At 65.5% G+C, this 20548-nt stretch carries 23 protein-coding genes and 1 pseudogene; 11 read left to right on the forward strand and 13 right to left on the reverse strand.

The window, feature by feature from the left end:
• The 7 genes and pseudogenes from AC2VNO_RS07455 to pqqA all read right to left on the reverse strand — a co-directional run.
• A pseudogene (locus AC2VNO_RS07455) lies at positions 1 to 166 on the reverse strand (S-(hydroxymethyl)glutathione dehydrogenase); the annotation flags it as partial.
• Between the two features lie 148 nt (positions 167 to 314).
• Positions 315 to 2780 carry an insulinase family protein gene (locus tag AC2VNO_RS07460; protein ID WP_486933542.1) on the reverse strand — a complete coding sequence of 822 codons (2466 nt, stop codon included), beginning with the start codon at positions 2778 to 2780 and terminating at the stop codon, positions 315 to 317.
• The gene (gene pqqE, locus AC2VNO_RS07465; RefSeq protein ID WP_486933543.1) at positions 2777 to 3928 is read right to left on the reverse strand and encodes a pyrroloquinoline quinone biosynthesis protein PqqE; all 1152 of its coding nucleotides are present in this window, start codon (positions 3926 to 3928) and stop codon (positions 2777 to 2779) included. The genes AC2VNO_RS07460 and pqqE overlap by 4 nt, the downstream gene beginning before the upstream one ends.
• Positions 3921 to 4199: a pyrroloquinoline quinone biosynthesis peptide chaperone PqqD gene (gene pqqD, locus AC2VNO_RS07470; protein ID WP_486933544.1), complete on the reverse strand. Its 279-nt coding sequence runs from the start codon at positions 4197 to 4199 to the stop codon at positions 3921 to 3923. Before pqqD ends, pqqE begins: the two co-directional genes overlap by 8 nt.
• 5 nt (positions 4200 to 4204) lie before the next feature.
• On the reverse strand, positions 4205 to 4993 hold the full coding sequence (gene pqqC / locus AC2VNO_RS07475) for a pyrroloquinoline-quinone synthase PqqC (protein WP_486933545.1): 789 nt from the start codon (positions 4991 to 4993) through the stop codon (positions 4205 to 4207).
• A 67-nt stretch (positions 4994 to 5060) separates the two neighbouring features.
• Positions 5061 to 5987 carry a pyrroloquinoline quinone biosynthesis protein PqqB gene (gene pqqB, locus AC2VNO_RS07480; RefSeq protein WP_486933546.1) on the reverse strand — a complete coding sequence of 309 codons (927 nt, stop codon included), beginning with the start codon at positions 5985 to 5987 and terminating at the stop codon, positions 5061 to 5063.
• A gap of 85 nt (positions 5988 to 6072) precedes the next feature.
• Positions 6073 to 6144 carry a pyrroloquinoline quinone precursor peptide PqqA gene (gene pqqA / locus AC2VNO_RS07485; protein WP_081786101.1) on the reverse strand — a complete coding sequence of 24 codons (72 nt, stop codon included), beginning with the start codon at positions 6142 to 6144 and terminating at the stop codon, positions 6073 to 6075.
• 316 nt (positions 6145 to 6460) lie between these two features.
• Here pqqA and AC2VNO_RS07490 point away from each other — a divergent pair, with 316 nt between their 5' ends.
• From AC2VNO_RS07490 to AC2VNO_RS07525, 8 genes are all read left to right on the forward strand, one after another.
• Entirely contained in the window at positions 6461 to 8284 is a 1824-nt protein-coding gene (locus tag AC2VNO_RS07490) for a methanol/ethanol family PQQ-dependent dehydrogenase (RefSeq protein ID WP_486933547.1), read from the forward strand.
• Positions 8285 to 8396: 112 nt separating this feature from the next.
• Positions 8397 to 8894: a c-type cytochrome gene (locus AC2VNO_RS07495; protein WP_486933548.1), complete on the forward strand. Its 498-nt coding sequence runs from the start codon at positions 8397 to 8399 to the stop codon at positions 8892 to 8894.
• Positions 8895 to 8937: 43 nt separating this feature from the next.
• On the forward strand, positions 8938 to 9780 hold the full coding sequence (locus AC2VNO_RS07500; protein WP_486933549.1) for a quinoprotein dehydrogenase-associated putative ABC transporter substrate-binding protein: 843 nt from the start codon (positions 8938 to 8940) through the stop codon (positions 9778 to 9780).
• Positions 9777 to 10430: a hypothetical protein gene (locus AC2VNO_RS07505; protein ID WP_486933550.1), complete on the forward strand. Its 654-nt coding sequence runs from the start codon at positions 9777 to 9779 to the stop codon at positions 10428 to 10430. The genes AC2VNO_RS07500 and AC2VNO_RS07505 overlap by 4 nt, the downstream gene beginning before the upstream one ends.
• 62 nt (positions 10431 to 10492) lie before the next feature.
• Entirely contained in the window at positions 10493 to 11704 is a 1212-nt protein-coding gene (locus AC2VNO_RS07510; protein ID WP_486933551.1) for an ABC transporter substrate-binding protein, read from the forward strand.
• Positions 11692 to 12684, forward strand: a complete 993-nt coding sequence (locus AC2VNO_RS07515; RefSeq protein ID WP_486933552.1) for a PQQ-dependent catabolism-associated beta-propeller protein — start codon at positions 11692 to 11694, stop codon at positions 12682 to 12684. Before AC2VNO_RS07510 ends, AC2VNO_RS07515 begins: the two co-directional genes overlap by 13 nt.
• A complete protein-coding gene (locus AC2VNO_RS07520; protein ID WP_486933553.1) occupies positions 12681 to 13454 on the forward strand; it encodes an ABC transporter ATP-binding protein in 774 nt (257 codons plus the stop codon). The genes AC2VNO_RS07515 and AC2VNO_RS07520 overlap by 4 nt, the downstream gene beginning before the upstream one ends.
• Positions 13445 to 14245: an ABC transporter permease gene (locus tag AC2VNO_RS07525; protein ID WP_486933554.1), complete on the forward strand. Its 801-nt coding sequence runs from the start codon at positions 13445 to 13447 to the stop codon at positions 14243 to 14245. Before AC2VNO_RS07520 ends, AC2VNO_RS07525 begins: the two co-directional genes overlap by 10 nt.
• Before the next feature lie 30 nt (positions 14246 to 14275).
• Here AC2VNO_RS07525 and AC2VNO_RS07530 read toward each other — a convergent pair whose 3' ends face one another.
• From AC2VNO_RS07530 to AC2VNO_RS07555, 6 genes are all read right to left on the reverse strand, one after another.
• Complete coding sequence (locus AC2VNO_RS07530) at positions 14276 to 14695, reverse strand: c-type cytochrome (RefSeq protein WP_486933555.1); 420 nt, start codon at positions 14693 to 14695, stop codon at positions 14276 to 14278.
• On the reverse strand, positions 14695 to 15057 hold the full coding sequence (locus AC2VNO_RS07535) for a hypothetical protein (protein WP_486933556.1): 363 nt from the start codon (positions 15055 to 15057) through the stop codon (positions 14695 to 14697). The genes AC2VNO_RS07530 and AC2VNO_RS07535 overlap by 1 nt, the downstream gene beginning before the upstream one ends.
• Before the next feature lie 222 nt (positions 15058 to 15279).
• Positions 15280 to 15657, reverse strand: coding sequence for a hypothetical protein (locus tag AC2VNO_RS07540; protein ID WP_486933557.1), 378 nt, complete (start codon positions 15655 to 15657; stop codon positions 15280 to 15282).
• Positions 15658 to 15742: 85 nt separating this feature from the next.
• The gene (locus AC2VNO_RS07545) at positions 15743 to 16054 is read right to left on the reverse strand and encodes an AzlD family protein (protein WP_486933558.1); all 312 of its coding nucleotides are present in this window, start codon (positions 16052 to 16054) and stop codon (positions 15743 to 15745) included.
• Complete coding sequence (locus AC2VNO_RS07550) at positions 16051 to 16773, reverse strand: AzlC family ABC transporter permease (protein ID WP_486933559.1); 723 nt, start codon at positions 16771 to 16773, stop codon at positions 16051 to 16053. Before AC2VNO_RS07550 ends, AC2VNO_RS07545 begins: the two co-directional genes overlap by 4 nt.
• Positions 16770 to 17765 (reverse strand): LLM class flavin-dependent oxidoreductase, encoded by a 996-nt coding sequence (locus AC2VNO_RS07555; RefSeq protein WP_486933588.1) that lies wholly within the window; start codon positions 17763 to 17765, stop codon positions 16770 to 16772. The genes AC2VNO_RS07550 and AC2VNO_RS07555 overlap by 4 nt, the downstream gene beginning before the upstream one ends.
• A 158-nt stretch (positions 17766 to 17923) precedes the next feature.
• Here AC2VNO_RS07555 and AC2VNO_RS07560 point away from each other — a divergent pair, with 158 nt between their 5' ends.
• The 3 genes from AC2VNO_RS07560 (at position 17924) to AC2VNO_RS07570 (ending at position 20524) form a co-directional block, all read left to right on the forward strand.
• Complete coding sequence (locus AC2VNO_RS07560) at positions 17924 to 19558, forward strand: BCCT family transporter (RefSeq protein ID WP_486933560.1); 1635 nt, start codon at positions 17924 to 17926, stop codon at positions 19556 to 19558.
• An 81-nt stretch (positions 19559 to 19639) separates the two neighbouring features.
• Positions 19640 to 19813 (forward strand): hypothetical protein, encoded by a 174-nt coding sequence (locus AC2VNO_RS07565; RefSeq protein WP_486933561.1) that lies wholly within the window; start codon positions 19640 to 19642, stop codon positions 19811 to 19813.
• Between the two features lie 12 nt (positions 19814 to 19825).
• Complete coding sequence (locus AC2VNO_RS07570; protein ID WP_486933562.1) at positions 19826 to 20524, forward strand: extensin-like domain-containing protein; 699 nt, start codon at positions 19826 to 19828, stop codon at positions 20522 to 20524.
• Positions 20525 to 20548: the final 24 nt, after the last annotated feature.

Genomic DNA, 20548 nt, shown 5'->3' on the forward strand with positions numbered 1-20548 from the left:
ACAGCCCCTCCGGGTCGGCGCCGGAAAGGGTGAAGGCATCGGTATGGCAGACACTGGTGGCCTTGATGTGCACCAGTACCTCGCCGGCTCGGGGCTCCTGGACGTCGATTTCGGTGAGTTCAAGGGGCTTGCCCGCTTCAAGGGCAACGGCGGCGCGCGATTTCATCGACAGGTCTCCCTGGTTCTTGTCATGTAAGGCGCGGTCGCGCCCGCAATGGGATGACGCTGATGACAGTCTAGGTGAGAGGAGGTGGGGTCATTGTGACGCTGGTGCACAACTGAGTTGCCGCTAGGCAACATTCCAGCAACGCGGATTACACGAGGGGTCCGGTGGGGCTGTGGAGCCACCAGCGGCGTGCCAAGCCGCCGGTGGCAAGGGCATGTGCCATGGCGCCCAGCTCGTCCGGGGAGAGCGAGGCCAGTGCCTGAGCTTCGGCCACCCAGGGCAACGGCTGCCAGGCCGCCATGGGATGGCTCGAGAATGCCTGGCGGCGGAGCGCCTGCCAAAGTCGGGTCATGGCCTCGGCGTGGGTTTCGGGAGGGCCGGCGTTGGCGAGCAGGCCCCGTCGGCGGCGTGTCAGGTCGTCGGTAGTGAGATGTGCCAGCGCTTCGTTCTGTTGATCGATAAATTCGAGGATGGCCTGACGTAGCGTCACTACCTCGATATCAGGTGACTGCACCACGTAGCCAAGCCTCGGGAATCCTGCCGATTCGCGATAGCGTACCGCCGCCGCGTAGCCAAGGCCCCGGCGCTGACGCATCTCGCGGTGAAAGGCCGCATCGTGGCACTGCGCCAGTAGCTGCAGTAGCCAGCGGCTGCGAGGGGTGTCGTCGGGGCCGACGACTTCGAGCATGACGGCATGATCGCTCCCCTGTGGTGGAAGACGGTGCGTCGTCGCAAGCGGCTCATGGGCGGTCTCGTCGTTACGTCGGCGCGCCGCAAGTCGACGGAGCAGCGTCTCGGCGGCCTGGGCATCGGCGTTGCCATACACCCAGCCGAGCGGCTGGGGGGGCTTGCCATCAAAGGCGTCGGGGGGCGGTAAGGTCTCGAGTCGGGACAGCATGCGCTGGGCCAGCAGCCCACACTCGGGTCTTTCGGGCACCTTGGGTGCTTTCTGAGGCCAGCTCGCCAAGGCCAGCTCCGCCAGTGCGGCAAGGCGCTCGGCCTCGCCCGTGGCAATCAGCCAGGTGCCGCGGGCATCGCCATCGCAGTTCAGCTGCAGGCCATGGGCCTGGGCGGCCTGACGCAGCGGCAGCGCGTTCTGACGCCACTGCGACAGGTAAGCGGCCTGCGGCGAGGCAGTCGTGGGCCAGCCCAGGCAGAGAGCGGCCGACGGGGTATCCGCCAGGCGCACCGGATCGCCGGCCCATAGTTTGAATCCGGCTCCCTGGCATAGCTGGCGCGGAGTCGGATCTCCGGCGCTCGAGGGAATAGGTCGAGTGGCGAGGGCCGGCGGCGCTCGCCATGGCAGGGGCACATTCTCTCGCGGTAGCGGTTCGAGGCGCCAGGCGGTGCCGGTCTCCGACATGTGCTTCCAACTGCCCGGGGTGTCAGGCGAGAGCCATAGCAGCCGGCACTGCTCAGGCGCCAACCAGGGTAGCAGTTCCTCTTCCGAGGCCTCGGGGGGATTGCTGCGGTTTTCCGTGGCGGCCAGCCGACAGGCGTGTTGCCGAGGCCAGGCGTCGAGGTCGATGGGAGGCGCGGATGGAGTGAACAGCGGCGAGGCGAGCGCCCGTTCCAGCGCCTGGCGACAAACGGAAAATAGCGTCTGCAGCGTCTCCCCGTCGGGCACCGGGGCCAGGCGCAGGGTCAGCGAGGCTCCGGTTCCCCCCGGGGCGAGCGTCACCTCGAGGCGATCGAGTTCGATCGCGGCCTGAAGAGTGGCGGCCAGCTTGCCGTCGAGCAGTCGCGCGGCGACGGCGTTCAGTCGCTCGCGATGAGTAGCGGCGAGTTCGTCGGGCAGCGGCCAGAACACTTCCAGAACCGAAGCCTCAGCGGTGGCTTGGGGTGGATGCCAGGCCACACCGCCCGGCTCGGCCCAGCGCCATGGGCGAATTGGCGGCCGGACTTCGCCCATCGGCAGCGCATTGCCATATCGCTCTAGCAGCGCCAGTTGCTCCTCGAGTGGCAGCGGTCCCAACATCGTCAGCGCCATGCACCCGGTGCGGTAGTGCTGCGTGTGAAAGTCGCTGAGACGGGCGACCAGATGAGCGACGTCGTCGCCCAGGCTCTTGCGGTTGCCGGCATGGCACTGCCGGGCAGGGTGTCCTTCACGACAGAGCCGGCCTAGCGCCGTCAGCCGGTGCAGGGCGGGGTCGCCCAAGCGGGCGCGGAATTCAGCGTCGAGCACGTCCACTTCGTGGCCGATGCGCTCGGCCTCGAACTGGGGACGGGCCAGCATGTCCACCAGTCGGGCCAGGCCTTCATCGGTATCGTTGGGCGGCAGCTGCAAGTGCACGTCGGTGACGGTCTCGTCGGTGCGGGCGTTGTAGCGTCCTCCGTGCTCGCCTACCCAGCGGGTGAAGCTGTCGGGGCCGGGAAAACGGGCCGATCCCAGGAACAGAGCGTGCTCTAGCAGGTGCGCCAGGCCGCGGCAGTCGTCGGGCTCGTCCAGGTAGCCGACACCCACTGCACCGACCAGACGCTGCATCCGCGCAGTGGGTACCTCCGCCGCGGCGATCCAAAGGCCGCTGGCCAGGCGAATTTCATGCAGGCGGCTGCCGGGTGGTAGCCCCGCGCGCCGGGCCGCTTCGTCGTTGGGGGCGGCGGGCGCATTCATTGGCGACAGAACACTTGCGACTCGCGCGCGTTGCGTAGGGTCAGCGTCTCCATCTCAGGTGAGGCGGCTTCGGCTTCGCGACGGGCAGCTTCGATCAGGTGATGATCCGGCGAGAGGTTGCAGACCGGGTCGGTGGCTGCAGCATCGCCGGTGAGCAGATAGGCCTGGCAGCGGCAGCCACCGACATCCTTGTGGCGCTCGTCGCAGCTGCGGCAGGGCGCCTGCATCCAGGCGTCACCGCGATAGCGGTTGAAGGGTTCGCTGTCGTACCAGATCTCCCTGAGCGGGCGCTCCCGGGCATTGGGAAAGCTCATCGGCAGCATGCGTGCGCTGTGGCAGGGCAGCACCGCGCCATCGGGGGCCACGGTCATGAAAATTGCGCCCCAGCCGCCCATGCACGCCTTGGGTCGCTCGCCGTAGTAGTCGGGCACCACGAACAGCAGGCGCATGTCGCGGCCGCGCTCGGCAAGGTGCTCGCGCCAACGGGCGGTAGTGGCTTCGGCGGCCTCGAGCTGGGCACGACTGGGTAGCAGCCCCTCGCGGTTGAGATGCGCCCAGCCGTAGAGCTGACAATTGGCCAGTTCGACCGCGTCGGCGCCGAGCTCGTCGCACAGCGCAATGATCTCGTCGATACGATCGATGTTGTGCCGGTGCAGCACCACGTTGAGCACCATGGGGTAGCCGGCGGCCTTGACCGCACGCGCCATGGCGAGCTTCTTGGCGTGCGCCTTGGGCGAGCCGGCTACCGCCGCCGCGACGTCGGGGTCGGCGGCTTGCAGGCTGATCTGGATATGGTCGAGTCCGGCGTCGCGCAGCGCCTCGATGCGCGCCTCATCGAGCCCCAGCCCCGAAGTGATCAGATTGGTATAGAAGCCGAGCCGGCGTGCCTCGGCTACCAGCGTTTCGAGATCGCGGCGCACCAGGGGTTCGCCGCCGGAGAAACCCATCTGCACGGCACCCATGGCGCGGGCCTGGGTCAGCACGTCGATCCATTCCTCGGTGGAGAGCTCCTCCTTCACCGCGGCGAAGTCGAGCGGATTCGAACAGTAGGCGCACTGCAGCGGGCAGCGATAGGTGAGCTCGGCGAGCAGCCACAGCGGTGCGCCGGTGGCGCCATTGACGGCAGTGGTGTGGGAGCGGTCAGTCATGTTGGATCCACCCTTGTTGGCTGGCGTCATGCAGGAATTCATGGACGTCCTGCTCGATCGCCGCGGCCGGCGCGTCGGGAAACAGTGCCTGCAGGTTGGCCACCATGCTCGCCACGTCGCGCTGGCCATCCAGCTGATTCAGTATGGCACCGGCGCTGTCGTTGAGCTGCACCATGCCCTCCGGATAGAGCAGCACGTGGCGGCCCTGGGCTTCCTCCCACTGCAGGCGCCAGCCGGGGCGAAGACGATAGACGCTTGCTGACTCTATCATGGCCATCATAGCCCCCTATGGTAGACGCGCCGATCGGTGACCGTATGAAAAGGCGGACGCTCGAGCTGGTAGGCCAGGGTCATGGCGTCGAGCATCGTCCACAGCACGTCGAGCTTGAACTGCAGGATCTCCAGCGCGCGCTGCTGGGCAGCGGCTGTCGTGCATACCGCCAGGGCCACCTCCAGTCCGTGATCGACATCGCGGCGGGCCTCCTTCAGACGCTTGCGGAAATAGCCGTAGCCGGCCTCGTCGATCCAGGGATAGTGGGTCGGCCAAGTGTCGAGCCGGCTCTGATGCGCCTCGGGGGCGAACAGCTCGGTAAGCGAGGAGATTGCCGCCTCGCGCCAGTCGGCGCGGCGCACGAAATTGACATAGGCGTCCACCGCGAAGCGCACGCCGGGCAGTACGTGCTCCTGGGCCCACAGCTCGTCGCGGGTCAGACCCACCGCCTCGCCCAGGGTCAGCCAGGCCTCGATGCCACCGCCATCGTCATCGTGGCCGTCATGATCGAGCAGGCGCTGAATCCAGCGGCGTCGCGTCGCGGCGTCGGGGCAGTTGGCCAGCAGCGCAGCGTCCTTCTGTGGAATGTTGACCTGATAATAGAACCGGTTGGCTACCCAGCCGCGAATCTGCTCCGGCGTGGCGCGTCCTGCGGCCATATCGACCTGATAGGGGTGGTGAATATGATAGTAGGCGCCCTTTTCCAGCAGGGCCTCGCGGAAAGCCTCCGACGACAGGGCGGGAGCATCGGTCTCGGCCGCCGAATCGGTGAAGGGCGAAGCGATCGATGTCATGGCGTTGCGTCCTTGTGTCGAATACGTTCTTGACCGTTATCTTGTGACGTCCGTCGTTCTTGCGGGTTCATATCTCCAGACGCATACCGTCGAAGGCGACCTCGATTCCGGCCTCGTCCAGCGAGGCTCGCTCCGGCGAGTGTTCGTCGAGGATCGGATTCGTGTTGTTGATATGTATCAGAACCCGGCGAGTGGCCTGCGGCAATCTGCCGAGCTCCTCGAGAAATCCACCAGGCCCGGCCAGCGCCAGGTGCCCCATGTCGGCCCCGGTCGACTTGCCTACGCCGGCGCGAATCAGCTCATCGTCGTGCCACAAGGTTCCGTCGACCAGAACGCAGTCCGCCTGACGGAGATAGCCGCGTACACGGTCGTCGAGCCGGCCGAGGCCGGGAGCGTAGAAAAGCTGCGTGCCGCGGGCGCGGTCCTCGATGATCAGGCCGATGTTGTCGCCCGGCGTGGGGGCGCCACGGCGTGGCGAGTAGGGCGGGGCGTTGCTGTCCAGCGCCACGGCGGTGAATGCGAGGCCGGGGCAGGCGGGTATCTCGAACGCCGCTTCTCGATGGTCCTGGTCGATGGCGATGGGCTGCCAATTCAACCCGCCCCAATGCTTCAACATGGTGAACAGAGGAAAACCGCTGCTCAAGTCCTCATGTACGTTCGGCGTGCACCAGACATCGAAGGGGCAGCCTTCGCGCAGGGACAAAAGGCCGGTGGTGTGATCGATCTGTGCGTCCACCAGCAGCACGCCCGAGATGCCGCTGTCGCGGGGAATGCGCCGTGGATGCAGCTCCGGGTTGGCTGCCAGCTGGCTGCGGATGTCGGGCGAGGCGTTGCATAGCAGCCAGCGCTCACCGTCGCTGCTGATGGCGATCGAAGATTGGGTCCGCGCGGTAGCCTCGATGCTCTCGTTGCGCAAGCCGTAGCAGAGCGGACAGTTACAGTTCCACTGGGGGAAACCGCCACCGGCGGCGGCTCCCAGAACCAGTACGTGCATGCAGTGCTCCGTGTCGGTGACAAAAAGAACGACGGCTGACGCCCTGAAGAACGTCAGCCGGTCGTTATTGCGTCATGGGGTGAATTTAGCGGTTGGAGATATATAGCGTCACTTCGAAGCCAAGACGAAGATCGGTATAAGCGGGTTTGGTCCACATAGGAGCCCCTCCACGATGGGTGGATGTATTTGCCTTGCACCCTAAGTAAAGCAGTGAATGCCAGTCCTGCCTTTCGACCAAAGTCGTAGGCGTGTTGGCAAAGTCATGGCGAAGCGATGTTTGGCACGGTGTTACAGCATTGTTGCTGGGGGGCAATAGTCTTTTGACTGAAAAGAGGTGCCTAAATCCACTCTGCTGCCCTGCCGCAAAGCTAAGTTGTGCTAGACCTTCAATGTCAATAGCTGAAACACAACTACACAACTACACAAGATGTGCCGTTCCCCCAGGCACACCTTCAGTGAGACGGAGAAACGCCATGCTTAGGGTGACCGGTTTTGCAGTCGCAGCCACCGGGCTGCTGGCGGCATCGGTGGCACATGCCAACCAGAACCAACTCGAACTCCAGCAGAACCCGGAATACTGGGCGACCCAGCTGGGTAATTATCAAGGCAACCGCTTCAGTGAGCTGGATCAGATCAACCGCGACAACGTCAATGAGTTGCGTTCGGTCTGGCAGTTCTCCACTGGCGTATTGCGGGGTCATGAGGGCGGTCCCCTCTATGTCGGCGATGGCCGGCTATATATCCACACCCCGTTTCCCAACAAGGTTTTCGCGCTCGATCTCGAGGACGAGGGGCGTGTGGTCTGGAGCTATGAACCCGACCAGGACTCTCGCGTCATTCCGGTGATGTGTTGCGATACGGTCAACCGCGGGCTGGCCTACGCCGACGGGCGTCTTTTCCTCGGCCAGGCCGACAACACCCTGATCGCCCTGGATGCCGAGAGCGGCGAGCTGCTGTGGGACGTCAGCAACGGTGATCACACCGTCGGCGAGACCAACACCATGTCGCCACTGGTGGTACACGACAAAGTCATCGTCGGCATCAGCGGCGGTGAGTACGGCATCCGCGGCCACATGACCGCCTATGACGTCGAGTCCGGCGAGATGGTGTGGCGCGGCTACTCCACCGGCCCGGACGATGAAGTGCTGATCGACCCCGAGACCACCCTGATGATGGGTGAGCCCATCGGCGAGGCCGACCTTGGTGTCTCCACCTGGCCCGAAGGCGAGTGGGAGCGCGGCGGCGGTGCCCCATGGGGCTGGGTCACCTACGACCCCGACCTGGATCTGATCTACTACGGCACCGGCAACCCCGGCACCTGGAACCCCGATCAGCGCGCCATCGACGGGGAGCCGGCCGACAACAAGTGGGCCATCACGGTGTTCGCCCGTGATCCCAGCAGCGGCGAGGTCAAGTGGGTCTATCAGAAGGTACCCTTCGACGAATGGGATTATGACGGGGTCAACGAGAACCAGCTGATCGACATCGAGTTCGAAGGCGAGGAGCGCAAGGGCCTGGCGATCATCGATCGCACCGGCTTCGGTATGCTGCTGGACCGCGAAACCGGAGAGCTGCTGGTGGCCGAGAAGTTCGCCCCGGAAACCAACTGGGCCGACAGCTACGACATGGAGACCGGCAGGCCCAATGTCAGCGAGGAGTACAGCACCTTCCGCCAGGGCGTGAACGTCAACACCACCGATATCTGCCCCACGGCCATGGGCGCCAAGAACATGCAGCCGAGCGCCTATTCGCCGCGTACCGGGCTGATCTACGCCGGGATCAATCGTATCTGCATGAACTACGAGCCCTACGAGACCGAGTACGTGGCCGGACAGCCCTACGTCGGCGCCACGCTGACCATGATGCCGGCACCGTCCGAGAACGGCGCCATGGAAGGCCGCATGGGTAGCTTCATTGCCTGGGATCCGGTTGCCGGCGAGACAGTGTGGGAAGTCGATGAGCGCTTCGCGGTATGGAGCGGGGCCCTGGCTACCGCCGGTGACCTGGCTTTCTACGGCACCCTGGAGGGGCACGTGAAAGCGGTGGACATCGAGAACGGGGAGGAGCTGTGGCGCTTCAAGACACCCTCCGGAATCATCGGTAACGTCAATACCTTCATGCACGAGGGCAAGCAGTACGTCGCCGTGCTCTCAGGCGTCGGCGGCTGGGCCGGCATCGGCCTGGCAGCCGGGCTCGAGGACCCCGAAGAGGGCCTCGGCGCCGTCGGCGTTTTCTCCGCGCTGGGTGACTACACCAAGCTCGGCGGTGTGCTGACGGTCTTTGCCCTGCCGGATTGATCCGGTTCTGTCCTGGGCGGGTATGGTGTAGGCCGTACTCGCCCCTCTTCACTCCCTTCTTCGATGGCACGCCGCGCGTGCCGTCGAAGCAGTCGCAAGAAGGATGTGCTGCATGACGGTATGTGTACGTTTTCGCGCTATTCCCGTATTCGCCCTTGCCTTGCTTGGGTTCGTTACCACTCACGCTGCCGCCGACGACGAGGACCGCATCACCGGCGAAGGGCCAGGGGCCTTTGTCGTCGAAGATGGCAAGGTGGACCCCAATACCTACGAGGGCTATCTTGTCTACACCCGAGCCTGCATGGCCTGTCATGGCCCTGATGGTATGGGCTCCTCCTTTGCCCCCAACCTGATTCGCGCGGTCGAACGGCGCGGCTGGGAGAATTTCGCCGGCACCATCGCCTCGGGTCGCGAGGTGCAGCCCGGCCAGGTGATGCCATCCTTCGCCGACGACCCCTATGTGATGGGCAACATCCCCAACCTCTACAGCTACATGCGAGCCCGCGGCGAAGGTGGTCTGGGGCGCGGCCGTCCCCGCATCATCGAGGCGATGCAGGAACAGGATGAAGAGAAAGACGAAGCCGCCGAGGAAGCGAATGCCGAGAGCTGAGTCCTGCGCCATTCTCGAGATCACTTCCTGAAGCGGAGGATGCATGAACGTAGCCTGTCGTCACCTGTTGCCCATGCTGGCCCTGACCATGGGGCTGGCCGCTGCCACCTCTGTGCTTGCCAACCCCCCCGAACGCCAGGAGCGCGAGGCCCTGCGGGTCTGCGCCGACGGCAACAACCTGCCCTTCAGCAACCAGGCCGGCGAAGGGTTCGAGAATCGCATTGCCGAGCTGATGGCCGACGATCTCGGCGTGCCGCTGACTTATGTCTGGTCGCCCCAGGTCATGGGCTTCGTGCGCAATACCCTGGAGCTGCGCGTGTGCGACGTGATGATCGGCGTCGTGGCGGGTTACGACTTCCTGCAGAACACCAACGCCTACTACCGTTCGGTCTATGCGCTGGTGGTACCCGAGGACTCCGAGCTGGAGGTCACTCGGTTGAGCGATCCAGCGCTGGCCGGACGGCGCATCGGTGTGGTGGCCGAGACCCCGCCGTTGGTGCCTTTACGGCAGACCGGCGCACGTATCCAGGGCTATCCGCTGATGGTCGATACCCGTGTGCGTGCTCCGGTACGCGATGCCGTTGCCGATGTCGTCGAAGGAGTGACAGAAGGTGCCGTGCTTTGGGGGCCGCTCGCGGCATACTACGCGGCCCGCCAGGACCCACCGCTCAAGGTCGTACCTCTGGTGGATGACGACTCCGACGCTACCCTCGACTATCGCATCACCATGGGCGTGCGCCGCGGCGAGCCCCACTGGAAGGATTGGATCAACGACTTCATCGAGCGCCGCCAGGGGGAGATCGATGCCATCCTGCGCGAGTACGGCGTGCCGCTGCTCGACCGCCGCGGCCAACTGCTGGGTACGGACGAAGGAGATGAGGCATGAGTCGTTCGCGTCCTTTCGCCCCCTTGCTGCTGGGAGCCGGGTTCACGCTAGCGCTGTTCACCGCGACCGAGCTCGAGGCCCAGCGTGCCGCTGCGGGGCCACCCGACTGGCCCTGCGTGCAGCGTCTGATACCTGAGCTGTCATGGGGCACCATCTGGACAGGCCCCTCCCCGGAGGAGCTGGAGCAGGCATGGTGGGAGGATGAGGAAGTCGGCCGGGTGGCGCGCTTCGCCATCTCGCGCTCGACTCCGGAGGCACAGGCTCTGGAGCGCGTACGTGAGTTCGTCGAGTCGGTGAACGAGGAGGCCACCGCGGAGGAGGCCGAACAGCGTCTCACGCTGCTCTTCGCTGGCTTGTTCGAGCTCACCAACCGTGAGCGGCGGCGCACCATCGAAGGAATTCGCAGCGCTTCCCGTGCCCAACTGGCACGCCTGGGAACCATTTCCGCCATGGTCGACGAACTCGAGGAGCGCCGCGCCGAGGAAGGCGCCGATGCCGCGGAGGTCGAACACCTCTCCGAGGCCCTGTTCTGGGAGCAGCGTACCTTTCAGCAGCGCCAGCAGGCGCTGCCGGCCATGTGCGAGCAGCCTTACCTGCTGGAGGAGAAGCTGTCCCGCATGGTGAGAACGATCATGGCGCACATGCCGTGAAGCAGTGGAGAGGGCAAGACAACAACCACAACAGCGGCAGCACGACTGCCTGAGGAGCATTTATGAGAACCTTACCCCGGTGCCTTCGCTGGCTGGTGATGGGGGGCATCGCCGCTGGCCTGGGCTGGTCGCCCCTGGTGTTGGCCGAGACGCCGGCAACCATCGTCGTGGGGTATCTGGGCATGGAGCGACCCGACGATCAGGAGCCGCTCTCGGTACTCGACCCCGTACTCGATGACGAAGGGCTTCAGGGCGCTCGGCTGGGTCTCAACGACAACAACGCCACGGCGCAGTTTCTGGGGCAGGAGTTCGTCTTGCACGAGGCGGTGGTGGCCCAGGGGGGCGACGTAGGCGAAGCGCTCGAGAGCCTGGTCGAGCAGGGCGCCGAATGGATCGTCAGCGGACTGCCCGCCGCGGCGCTCAATGAGCTGATGGCGCATCCCGCCCGCGGTGACCGGGTGGTGTTCAACGCCTGGGCGCCGGACGACGAGCTGCGCGGCGAGGCGTGCCATCCGGAGCTCTACCACTCCACACCGAGCCGGCGCATGCTGGCCGATGCGCTGGCTCAGTTCCTCGGCTTCAAGCAGTGGGACCGCTGGGCGCTGGTCTACGGCAATACCGACGAGGATCGCATCCTGGCCGACGTGCTGCGCGCCTCGGCCGAGCGCTACGGCCATCGCATCGTGGGTGACAGAATGTGGCCCCACGACCCCATGGCGCGTCGCGCCGAGGGGGGCTTTCACGCCATTCAGCGCGAGATTCCCGTTTTCATGCAGGATCTGCCCGAACACGACGTCCTGGTGATCGCCGACGAAACCGACTATTTCGGCGAGTACTTTCCCTTCCAGACCTGGGCCCCGCGCCCGGTGGTCGGCACCCAGGGGTTGATGGCCACGCCCTGGCATCGGGCTCACGAGTCGTGGGGCGCGGTGCAGCTGCAGCGGCGCTTCGAAAAGCTTGCCGACCGCTGGATGACGCCGCGGGACTTTGGCGCCTGGCTGGCGCTGCGCTCGCTGGGCGAGGCGGCGGCACGTACCGGCTCCGTGGAGCGCGAGACGGTCCTCGACTACATGCTCAGCGAAGAGTTCGAACTCGCCGGCTACCTGGGCTTCCCGGTCAGCTATCGCACCTGGAACCATCAGCTGCGCCAACCCATCCTGATCACCGGGCCGCGCATGGTGGCATCGGTGTCGCCGCAGGAGGGCTATCTGCATCCACGCACGCCGCTCGATGCACTCGGCGCCGACGAGGGGGAATCACAATGTCGCTTCTGAACCGCATTTACTCACCCGGGCTGCTCGGGCTGGCGCTGGGGGCACTGGCGCTGCTGCCATTGAGCGCGCAGGCGGAGCGTATCTTCGTCTCCAACGAGAAGGACAACACCATCTCGGTCATCGACGGGGCGCGCCTCGAGGTAGTGGAAACCATCAGCGTCGGGCGGCGGCCACGGTCGATGGCCTTCAGCAGCGACGGCAGCGAGCTGTTCGTGGCGGTGGGCGACGACGAGGCCATCGACATGATCGATCTGGAAACGCTGCAGGTGGTCCGCAGCCAGGCGTCGGGCGACGATCCGGAGGTGATCCGCGTCGACCCCAACCGGCCCTACATCTACGTTTCCAACGAGGACGACAACATCGTCTCGGTGCTCGACTACGAGCGGCGTACGCTGGTCACCGAGATCCCGGTGGGGGTCGAGCCGGAAGGGCTGGGCATCAGCCCCGACGGTCGCTGGCTGGTCTCCACCACCGAGACCTCCAACATGGCGCACATCATCGATACCGAGACCATGGAAACGGTCCATCACCGCTTGGTAGGTGCGCGGCCTCGCCACGCCGAATTCACTCACGACGGTCGTGAAGCCTGGGTCTCGGCGGAGATCGCCGGCACCGTGTCGATTCTCGACATGCAGGAGTCTTTCGACGTCGAGCACGTGATCCGCTTCGACGTGCCGGGCGTGCCCCGGGAAACCGTGCAGGCGGTAGGGGTGGCGCTGACCTCCGACGGTCGCTATGGCTTCGTCGCCCTGGGGCCCGCCAACCGGGTGGCGGTGGTCGACCAGCAGACCTACGAGGTACTCGACTACATCCTGGTCGGGCAGCGGGTGTGGCATCTGGCGCTCAACGGCGACGAGAGCCGGCTCTACACCACCAACGGGGTCAGCGGTGACGTCACCATGATCGAGGTGGATAGCCTGCGGGCGGTGCGTTCGATCCCGGTGGGGCGCTTCCCCTGGGGCGTGATCGTCGAACCGTGAATGAGGTCAACCACACGGCCGGGGCGGAGGCTCTCGCCCTGGATATCCACGAGCTGAGCTTCACCTACACCGGCAGGCCGGCGCTCGACGACGTCTCCCTGGCCATAAAGGCCGGGGAGTTCGTCGTGCTGCTCGGACCCAACGGCGCCGGCAAGACCACGCTGTTCTCGCTGATCACCCGGCTGCATGACCGCCGCCGGGGCGAGATTCGCATCGGCGGCTTCGACGTGCGCCGCCAGGCGGTGCAGGCCCACGCCCGCATCGGCGCGGTGTTTCAGCAGCCGACCCTGGATCTCGACCTCAGCGTGATGCAGAACCTGGCCTACCACGGTGCCCTGCATGGCATGTCGCCACGCGAGGCGAAGGCACGCGCGCTGGCTCAGCTCGAGCGGGTGGGACTGGCCGACCAGCGGCGCACCCGAGTGCGCCGCCTCTCCGGCGGCCAGCGGCGGCGGGTGGAGATCGCCCGCGGGTTGATGCATGAACCGCGCTTGCTGCTGCTCGACGAGCCCACCGTGGGGCTCGACATCGCCTCACGTCGCGATCTCGTCACTCACGCTCACCGGCTGTGCGTCGAGGCCGGCGTTGCGGTGCTGTGGGCGACCCACCTAATCGACGAGGTACGCCCCGGCGACCGGGTCGCGGTGCTGCACCACGGGCGGCTGCTGGCCGACGAACACAGCGAGACGCTGACCGCCCGCCTCGGTGTCGAGACGCTGGGTGAGGCCTTCGACCGCCTCGTCGGGGATGAGGAGACCGCATGCGAGTGATGCCCTGGCTGCACTGTCTGCGCGGCGTGGTGGGCCGCGAGCTGCTGCGCTTTCTGCACCAGCGCAGCCGCTTTCTCGCCGCGCTGGTGCGGCCGCTGGTATGGCTGTTCGTGTTCGCCGCCGGCTTTCGCATGGCACTGGGGGTGGCCATGACCGAGCCCTACCAGACCTACATCCTCTACGAGGTGTACATCGTCCCGGGGCTGGTGGGCATGATCCAGCTGTTCAACGGCATGCAGAGCTCGCTCTCCATGGTCTACGACCGCGAGATGGGCAGCATGCGGGTGCTGCTGGTCAGTCCCTTTCCGCGCTGGTATCTGCTGGTGTGCAAGCTGCTGGCCAGCACCCTGGTGTCGGTGGTGCAGGTCTATGTCTTTCTGGCCATCGCCTGGGTCTACGGCATCCAGGCCCCGGCGATGGGCTATCTCTACCTGCTGCCGGCACTGCTGGTGACCGGTTTCATGGTCGGCGCGCTGGGGCTGCTGCTTTCGTCATTCATCCGCCAGTTGGAGAACTTCGCCGGGGTGATGAACTTCGTCATCTTCCCGATGTTCTTTCTCTCCTCGGCGCTCTATCCGCTGTGGCGCATCCGCGAGGGCAGCTATCTGGTCTATCAGATCGCTGCGCTCAATCCCTTTACCCACGCCGTGGAGATGATCCGCTTCGCCATGTACGAGCGCTTCAACGCCGATGCGGTGCTGATCAGCGTGGTGGTGGCGGTGGTGCTGCTGGTGCTGGCGATTGTGGGGTATAACCCGTCCCGCGGCATGATGGCCCGCAAGGGCGGCTGAAGCCCACGCCACGCGGCCTATTGCGTCGAGTCAGGGAGTGCCCTGGCTCTCCTCGTTCTGGCTTTCCAGGCTGCGGTACTCCAGATAGTCGATGATGCGCTGGCGGGTGCGTTCGTCGAGCTCCCACAGCACCATGCGATTGCCCGGCAGGAGGGCCTCGGGCCCGGCAAGGAAGGCGTCGAGGGTGTCGCGGTTCCAAACCAGATCGGCCTGCTGGAGCGCCGGCGAGTAGTCGAACTCCTCGATGCTCCCCGCCGGGCGCCCGATCAGGTCGTGCAGGCTGGGGCCGGCCAGGTGGCGGCCGGGTTCGATGCTGTGACAACCGACGCACTGAGCGCGGAACAGCCGCTCGCCCTCGGCGTGTTCGGCGGCGTTGGCCGCAAGCGGGGCGAGCAGCAGCGTAGCGAGGGCCAGACCGAGGCGGCCGCTTCGAGCATGGGGCCTGCGCATCAGAAGCAGCGCAGGTTGGCGTCGGCCTGAGCCTGATTGAGCGCCTGCACCTGGTCCTGCATGCCGCGCTCGGTGCGGAACAGCACGCCCAGTTCGCCGCGCTGGTCCTGCATCCCCATGACCGTCTCGACCTGCTCGTAGGTTTCGTAAGGCAGGTGCTCGGCGATCACGTCGATGCTGCAGGCGCACTTCTGCATGGTCAGGTAGCTGTTGCCGTTGGCCGCCATGCAGCCAAGCACGTAATCCACCCGTGCTTCGGTAGGGTAGTCATTGGCCAGGGCGGGCAGGGCGAAGGAAAGCAGCAGGCAGGCGGGCAGGGCGGGGCGCAGCACGCGTGCCGCCGTCGTCCGAAGTCGAGGCATTGTTGTTGTCCTCCGGATTGTCAGGGGCGTGTATTTTCAAGTTATGGCAGCCGGACGCTTTTTTCCACCGGCAATGCCGTCTTATCAGGTCGATGCGAAAAGGCTATTGGTCGATTCGATAGGGCAGGCGGTAACGTGACCCGGTCGGCCGAGTCCGACTGTCTGCATCCCCCTGCATGACACCCTTTCGACCCGCCACCCGGCGGGTCTTTTTTCATCGAGCTACTTTCTGCGCTCGTCCTCGCGCACCTCGTACTCTCCCTCCAGCAGTTCCTGTTCGCCGCCGCGGCGATGTTCGCGGAATGGGGAGTCGTGGCTGTAATAGCCGCTGCCTGCGTCGCGGGCCTGCTCGGCGCGGAGCTGCTCGAGGCGCTTTTTCATACGGTAGCGCACGATCGGCAGCATGGCCCAGCCGAGCAGCAGGAAGAACAGGCCGAGCACGGTGCCGACGATGAGCAGTACGCCGAACAGCAGCCAGGTCAGGATCAGCTTCAGCCCGCCCAGGGGGCCGCGGGGGGAGCTGCTGGCCCGGGCGCGCCATTGCTGGGCGGCCTGCCAGGCGGCGTTTCGGCGTGGGTCGTTGGGATCGAACATGGACATCTCCGGGCGGTAATGGCACCGCCAGTCGCGGGATCGAGTACCTCTTGGAGGCCCGCACGGGGCAAACGTTCCCGAGCCTTGGTCATCACAGCCATAGCCGCCACAGCGCCGCCGCCAGAATGCCGGCGCTGATCGCCGCCAGCGCTTTCTGCGTGGCCAGCATCACCACCAGGGTGGCCACCAGCGCCAGGCGTGCGCCCCAGTCACCCTGCACCGCCATGGGCGTGATCACGGCGACCAGTACCGAGCCCGCCATGGCATTGATGAAGCGCTCTACTCTTGGCCCGATGGGCACGCGCGACATCACGAAGACACCGCCGGCACGGGTCACATAGGTGACCACGGCCATGATCACAATGGCCATGACGGCGCCGGCTGCTGTGGAAGGCAGCGTCACGCGGGTGTCTCCTTCGCCGGGGGTGACGGCAACAACAGGCCCGCCAGGCCACCGGCCAGGGCCCCGACGATCACATGCGAATGCGGCGGCAACCAGGCCATGGCGGCCAAGGCGGCAAGCGCGGCGGCGCCCCACGGCACCAGCATGGCCAGGTCGCGTCGACCGCCCACCAGCATCGCCAACAGGAAGCAGCCCATGATCACGTCGAGGCCGAAGCGCTCGGGCTCTTCGATACCGCTGCCGAAAACCACGCCGAGCAGGGTGCCGAGCAGCCAGGTCAGCCACAGCGCGATGCCGCCGCCTACCAGCATGCCCACATTGGTTTCACCCTTCTGGCGATCGGCGGCAGCCATGGCCCAGTTGGAATCACTCATCAGCACGACGCAGCCATAGCGCTGGCTGGCAGGGAGGTGCGCCAGCCAAGGCTGGATGGCCGCCCCCATCAGCAAGTGTCGAGCATTGATGGCAAAGGTGGTGGCGATCAGCGGCAACAGCGGGATTTCCGGCCCCCAGAGCTCCAGAGCGGCGAACTGCGAGGCGCCGGCGAACACCAGCGCACTCATCAGCATCGCCTCGAGTCCCGACAGGCCGCGCGCCAGGGCGGCCACACCGAAGGCCAGTCCGAATACCACCACGAACAGCGACAGCGGCGCCATACGGCGAATGCCGAGAAGCGTGCCGGCAAGGTCCAGTTTGGCGCCTGGGGGCGTAACGGTCATGCTCGCCATAGCTCGGCGACGATCTCGTAGCTGCGCAGACGATCCGCACTGGCATAGGTATCGGTATTGAGCATCAGCTCGTCGGCGCCGGTCTGCTCGAGAAAGCGTTCGAGGCCCGCCCGTACGGTGTCGGGACCGCCAATCACCGCTGCCCCCAGAAACTGCTCCACCTGCACCCGCTCCATGGGCGTCCAGTCGAGGTTTTCGACCGGAGGCAGTGAGCGAGTGCGCTTGCCTCGCACCATGCCGAGGAACTTCTGGCGGGTGGTGGAGGCGAGGAATTCGGCCTGGTCGTCGCTTTCGGCGGCGATCACCGGCAACCCGACCATGGCGTAGGGGCGGTCGAGCAGCGCCGAGGGGCGGAAGTTGTCGCGGTAGAGGCGCAGTGCCTCGTGCAGATAGCCCGGAGCGAACTGGGCGGCGAAGGCGAACGGCAACCCCTCACGAGCGGCGAGCTGGGCGCTGTAGCCGCTGGAGCCAAGCAGCCAGAGCGGCACCCTGGTGCCCTGGCCGGGCACGGCGCGCACCCGCTGGTCGGGGCGTTCGTCGTCGAGGAAGCCCTGCAATTCGGCAAGCAGCTCGGGGAAGTTCTCGCCGCCGGCGTAGGGGTCTCGGCGCAGCGCCGCCATGGTGGCACCATCCGAACCGGGCGCGCGGCCCAGCCCCAGGTCGATGCGCCCCGGGTAGAGCGTCTCCAGGGTGCCGAACTGTTCGGCGATCACCAGCGGTGCATGGTTGGGTAGCATGATGCCGCCGCTACCCACGCGAATCCGGCTCGTGGCACCGGCAATGTGGCCGATCAATACCGCCGTAGCGGCACTGGCGATGCCGTCGAGGCTGTGGTGCTCGGCCAGCCAGTAACGCGTGAAGCCAAGGCTTTCTGTCAGCTGGGCAAGAGCCACGCTCTCGGCAAAGCTGTCGGCGATAGTGCCGCCCTGGCGGATGGGCGCCAGGTCGAGCACGGAAAGCGGGGTCCGGGAGAGGTTGGGCATGGTCACGCTGGAATTCCTTAGCCTGCTTGGTATTCCTAGAATCCTCTTCTCCGCGCTTCGATGCAATCCTCGCGTGGTCTGCCACGGGGGAGAATTGTGTGCCGCTGGGGTCATGCTGCTAGCATGAGAGGCCCAAGGACGGAATAAGGGATTTCTGTATGGCCAACCATGGAGGGCAGCGGGTCTTTACCGTATCGGCCCTGATCATTCTGGTGCTGGTCGTTACCGGCGCCGGTTTTCCCGAAGCGTTCGGCAATGCCGCCGATGCCGCGCTGGTCGGCGTGACCCGGCTTTTCGGTTGGTTCTACCTGCTTTCGGTGTTCGGCTTCGTCATTTTTCTGGTGGGCCTGGCGTTCAGCAAGTACGGCAAGATCCGCCTCGGGCCGCAGGACAGCACGCCAAGTTTCAGTTTCTTCTCCTGGATCAGCATGCTGCTGGCCGCCGGTTTCGGCGTGGGTCTGGTGTTCTACGGTATGGCCGAACCGATGTTCCACTACATCGACCCGCCCTATGGCGATGTCACGGCGGAATCCACCGAGGCGGCGCGTTACGCCATTCAGTACAGTTATTTCAACTGGGGCGTGCACCAGTGGGCCGCCTTTTCGGTGGTCGGGCTGATCATTGCCTATTTCCAGTTTCGCAAGGGGCAGGCCGGGCTGGTCTCTTCGGTGCTGTCGTCGATCTCGGCCAAATACCCCCGGGTGCGCCCCTACGCACCCACCCTTGACGTTTTCGCGGTGGTGGCCACGGTCATGGGGGTGGCGACCTCGCTGGGCCTTGGCGTGCTCCAGCTCAATGGCGGCTTCAACGCCGTGTTCGGGCTGCCCGAGAGTGTGCTGTGGCAGTTCGTCATCCTCTTCGTGATGTTCCTGGCCTACATGGCTTCCACCTGGTCGGGGCTGGACAAGGGCATTCGCCGGCTCTCCAACCTCAACATGATCCTGTGTATCGCGCTGATGCTCTATGTGCTGATCACCGGTCCAACGGTGATGATTCTGGAAACCATCACCCTGGGTATCGGCGATTATCTGCAGAACTTCATCGGCATGAGCCTGCGTATCTCGCCCTTCACCGACAACACCTGGGCGGCTAATTGGACGATCTTCTACTGGGCCTGGGTAATCGCCTGGTCGCCTTTCGTCGGCACTTTCGTGGCCCGGGTGTCGCGTGGTCGCACGATCAAGCAGTACGTCTTCGGTGTGCTGATCGTGCCACCGATGCTGGCCTGCCTGTGGATCGGGGTGTTCGGAGGCGCTGCATTGCACATGGAACTCAACGGCGATGTGGGCCTGGCGGCCGCCACCGAGGCCAACATCACCGTGGCGCTGTTCGAGATGTTCGAGCTCATGCCGTTTTCCGGCGTGCTGTCGTTGATCGCCATGCTGTTGATCTTCATCTTCCTGGTCACCTCGGCCGACTCTGCCTCCTATATCGTGGCGCAGATGACCGATAACGGGTCGATCAACCCGCCCTTGTTCAAGCGGGTGATCTGGGGCGTGCTGATCGCTGCCATCTGCCTCACCTTGATCGCCGCCGGCGGGCTGTCGGGGCTGCAGTCCGCCGCCGTGCTCTCGGCGCTACCGTTCACCTTCATCATCTACGGCATGATCCTGGTGCTGATCCGTGAGCTACGCGCCGACCGCCAGGCCATGCTGACCCAACTCTACCGTCGCCATGGCGAAACACCGGTGGGAGCCGACGCCTTCGAGGCCGAATCGCTGGGCGAGCAGGAGCGATTACGTCGCGCACCCAATGTGATCAACCGGCGCATTCATCGCCGTGAAGGGGGGTAGGCAAGCTCACGCTGCGATTGCCGGTAGCCAGCGTGCGGCGCAGGTCGTACTCTCTGAAAAAACAGGAAGCGGAAGCTCGGCATGGCAATCATCGGTACGCGTCATCGTCCACATCGCGGCGCCACCCGGCGGCGTCAGCCGCCTCGCCGCCGCCAGGGCGGCTTCGACCGCTGGCTCGACCGAGCGGTGGATATTGCCGTGATAACCGCGCTGGTGGTGGGCGGTGTGGCGCTGATCCTGCATTTGTTGCTCTGACACTGAGGTGAGATGCGCTCGCTGCTGGTTCTGATGTTACTGCTGGGAGCTGCTGCCTGGGCCTTATGGCAGTACGAGGAGCGCATTCCGCGCCACTGGCACCCCTGGGCACCGCTGAGTGTCGATGATCGGTTGACGCCGGTGACGAAATGGAAGCTGCATCGTCTTTCCGATGATCGTGCAGGCTGCCTGGCCGCGCTGGAAACCGCCCCTGAAGGCGCGCTGCGCTTCACGCCGCTGGACGACCATGAGCCGGTGCAGGGCTGTCCGCTGGAAAACGTGGTGCGCGTTCACGGCAGTGAGGTCGAATTCAACGCCAGTTTCGTCGCCCGCTGCCCGCTGGCCCTGGCCTGGGTCATGTACGAGCGCCAGCGTTTGCAGCCGGCGGCTGAGGCGCACTTCGATACGCGTGTGGCAAGCATCGAACATTTCGGCAGTTTTGCCTGTCGTAACGTCTATGGTCGTGAGAGCGGCCGGCTCAGCGAACATGCCACGGCCGAGGCGCTCGACGTAGCGGCCTTCCATCTCGAGGACGGGCGGCGGATCACGTTGATCCATCACTGGGACGATGAAGGCGAGCGCGGTAGCTTCCTGCGCGAGGCCCGCGATGGTGCCTGCGATCTGTTCGGCAACGTGCTGGGCCCGGAATACAACCGTGCCCATGCCGACCATTTCCACTTCGGCATGCGTGGCTTTCGCCTGTGCCGCTGAGTTCAGCGGACTCGCACCGCGACG

The sequence above is a fragment of the Halomonas sp. TH-94 genome (assembly GCF_057473365.1).

Bases quoted from the DNA above. Each gene is read 5' to 3' on its own strand.
- AC2VNO_RS07570 (WP_486933562.1), top strand. From the start codon at position 19,826: ATGCGCTCGCTGCTGGTTCTGATGTTACTGCTGGGAGCTGCTGCCTGG.
- AC2VNO_RS07565 (WP_486933561.1), top strand. From the start codon at position 19,640: ATGGCAATCATCGGTACGCGTCATCGTCCACATCGCGGCGCCACCCGG.
- AC2VNO_RS07525 (WP_486933554.1), top strand. From the start codon at position 13,445: ATGCGAGTGATGCCCTGGCTGCACTGTCTGCGCGGCGTGGTGGGCCGC.
- AC2VNO_RS07515 (WP_486933552.1), top strand. From the start codon at position 11,692: ATGTCGCTTCTGAACCGCATTTACTCACCCGGGCTGCTCGGGCTGGCG.
- AC2VNO_RS07495 (WP_486933548.1), top strand. From the start codon at position 8,397: ATGACGGTATGTGTACGTTTTCGCGCTATTCCCGTATTCGCCCTTGCC.
- AC2VNO_RS07510 (WP_486933551.1), top strand. From the start codon at position 10,493: ATGAGAACCTTACCCCGGTGCCTTCGCTGGCTGGTGATGGGGGGCATC.
- AC2VNO_RS07460 (WP_486933542.1), bottom strand. From the start codon at position 2,780: ATGAATGCGCCCGCCGCCCCCAACGACGAAGCGGCCCGGCGCGCGGGG.
- AC2VNO_RS07555 (WP_486933588.1), bottom strand. From the start codon at position 17,765: ATGCCCAACCTCTCCCGGACCCCGCTTTCCGTGCTCGACCTGGCGCCC.
- AC2VNO_RS07535 (WP_486933556.1), bottom strand. From the start codon at position 15,057: ATGCCTCGACTTCGGACGACGGCGGCACGCGTGCTGCGCCCCGCCCTG.
- pqqD (WP_486933544.1), bottom strand. From the start codon at position 4,199: ATGATAGAGTCAGCAAGCGTCTATCGTCTTCGCCCCGGCTGGCGCCTG.
- AC2VNO_RS07540 (WP_486933557.1), bottom strand. From the start codon at position 15,657: ATGTCCATGTTCGATCCCAACGACCCACGCCGAAACGCCGCCTGGCAG.
- pqqE (WP_486933543.1), bottom strand. From the start codon at position 3,928: ATGACTGACCGCTCCCACACCACTGCCGTCAATGGCGCCACCGGCGCA.
- AC2VNO_RS07530 (WP_486933555.1), bottom strand. From the start codon at position 14,695: ATGCGCAGGCCCCATGCTCGAAGCGGCCGCCTCGGTCTGGCCCTCGCT.
- AC2VNO_RS07490 (WP_486933547.1), top strand. From the start codon at position 6,461: ATGCTTAGGGTGACCGGTTTTGCAGTCGCAGCCACCGGGCTGCTGGCG.
- pqqB (WP_486933546.1), bottom strand. From the start codon at position 5,987: ATGCACGTACTGGTTCTGGGAGCCGCCGCCGGTGGCGGTTTCCCCCAG.
- AC2VNO_RS07505 (WP_486933550.1), top strand. From the start codon at position 9,777: ATGAGTCGTTCGCGTCCTTTCGCCCCCTTGCTGCTGGGAGCCGGGTTC.
- AC2VNO_RS07560 (WP_486933560.1), top strand. From the start codon at position 17,924: ATGGCCAACCATGGAGGGCAGCGGGTCTTTACCGTATCGGCCCTGATC.
- AC2VNO_RS07500 (WP_486933549.1), top strand. From the start codon at position 8,938: ATGAACGTAGCCTGTCGTCACCTGTTGCCCATGCTGGCCCTGACCATG.
- AC2VNO_RS07550 (WP_486933559.1), bottom strand. From the start codon at position 16,773: ATGACCGTTACGCCCCCAGGCGCCAAACTGGACCTTGCCGGCACGCTT.
- pqqC (WP_486933545.1), bottom strand. From the start codon at position 4,993: ATGACATCGATCGCTTCGCCCTTCACCGATTCGGCGGCCGAGACCGAT.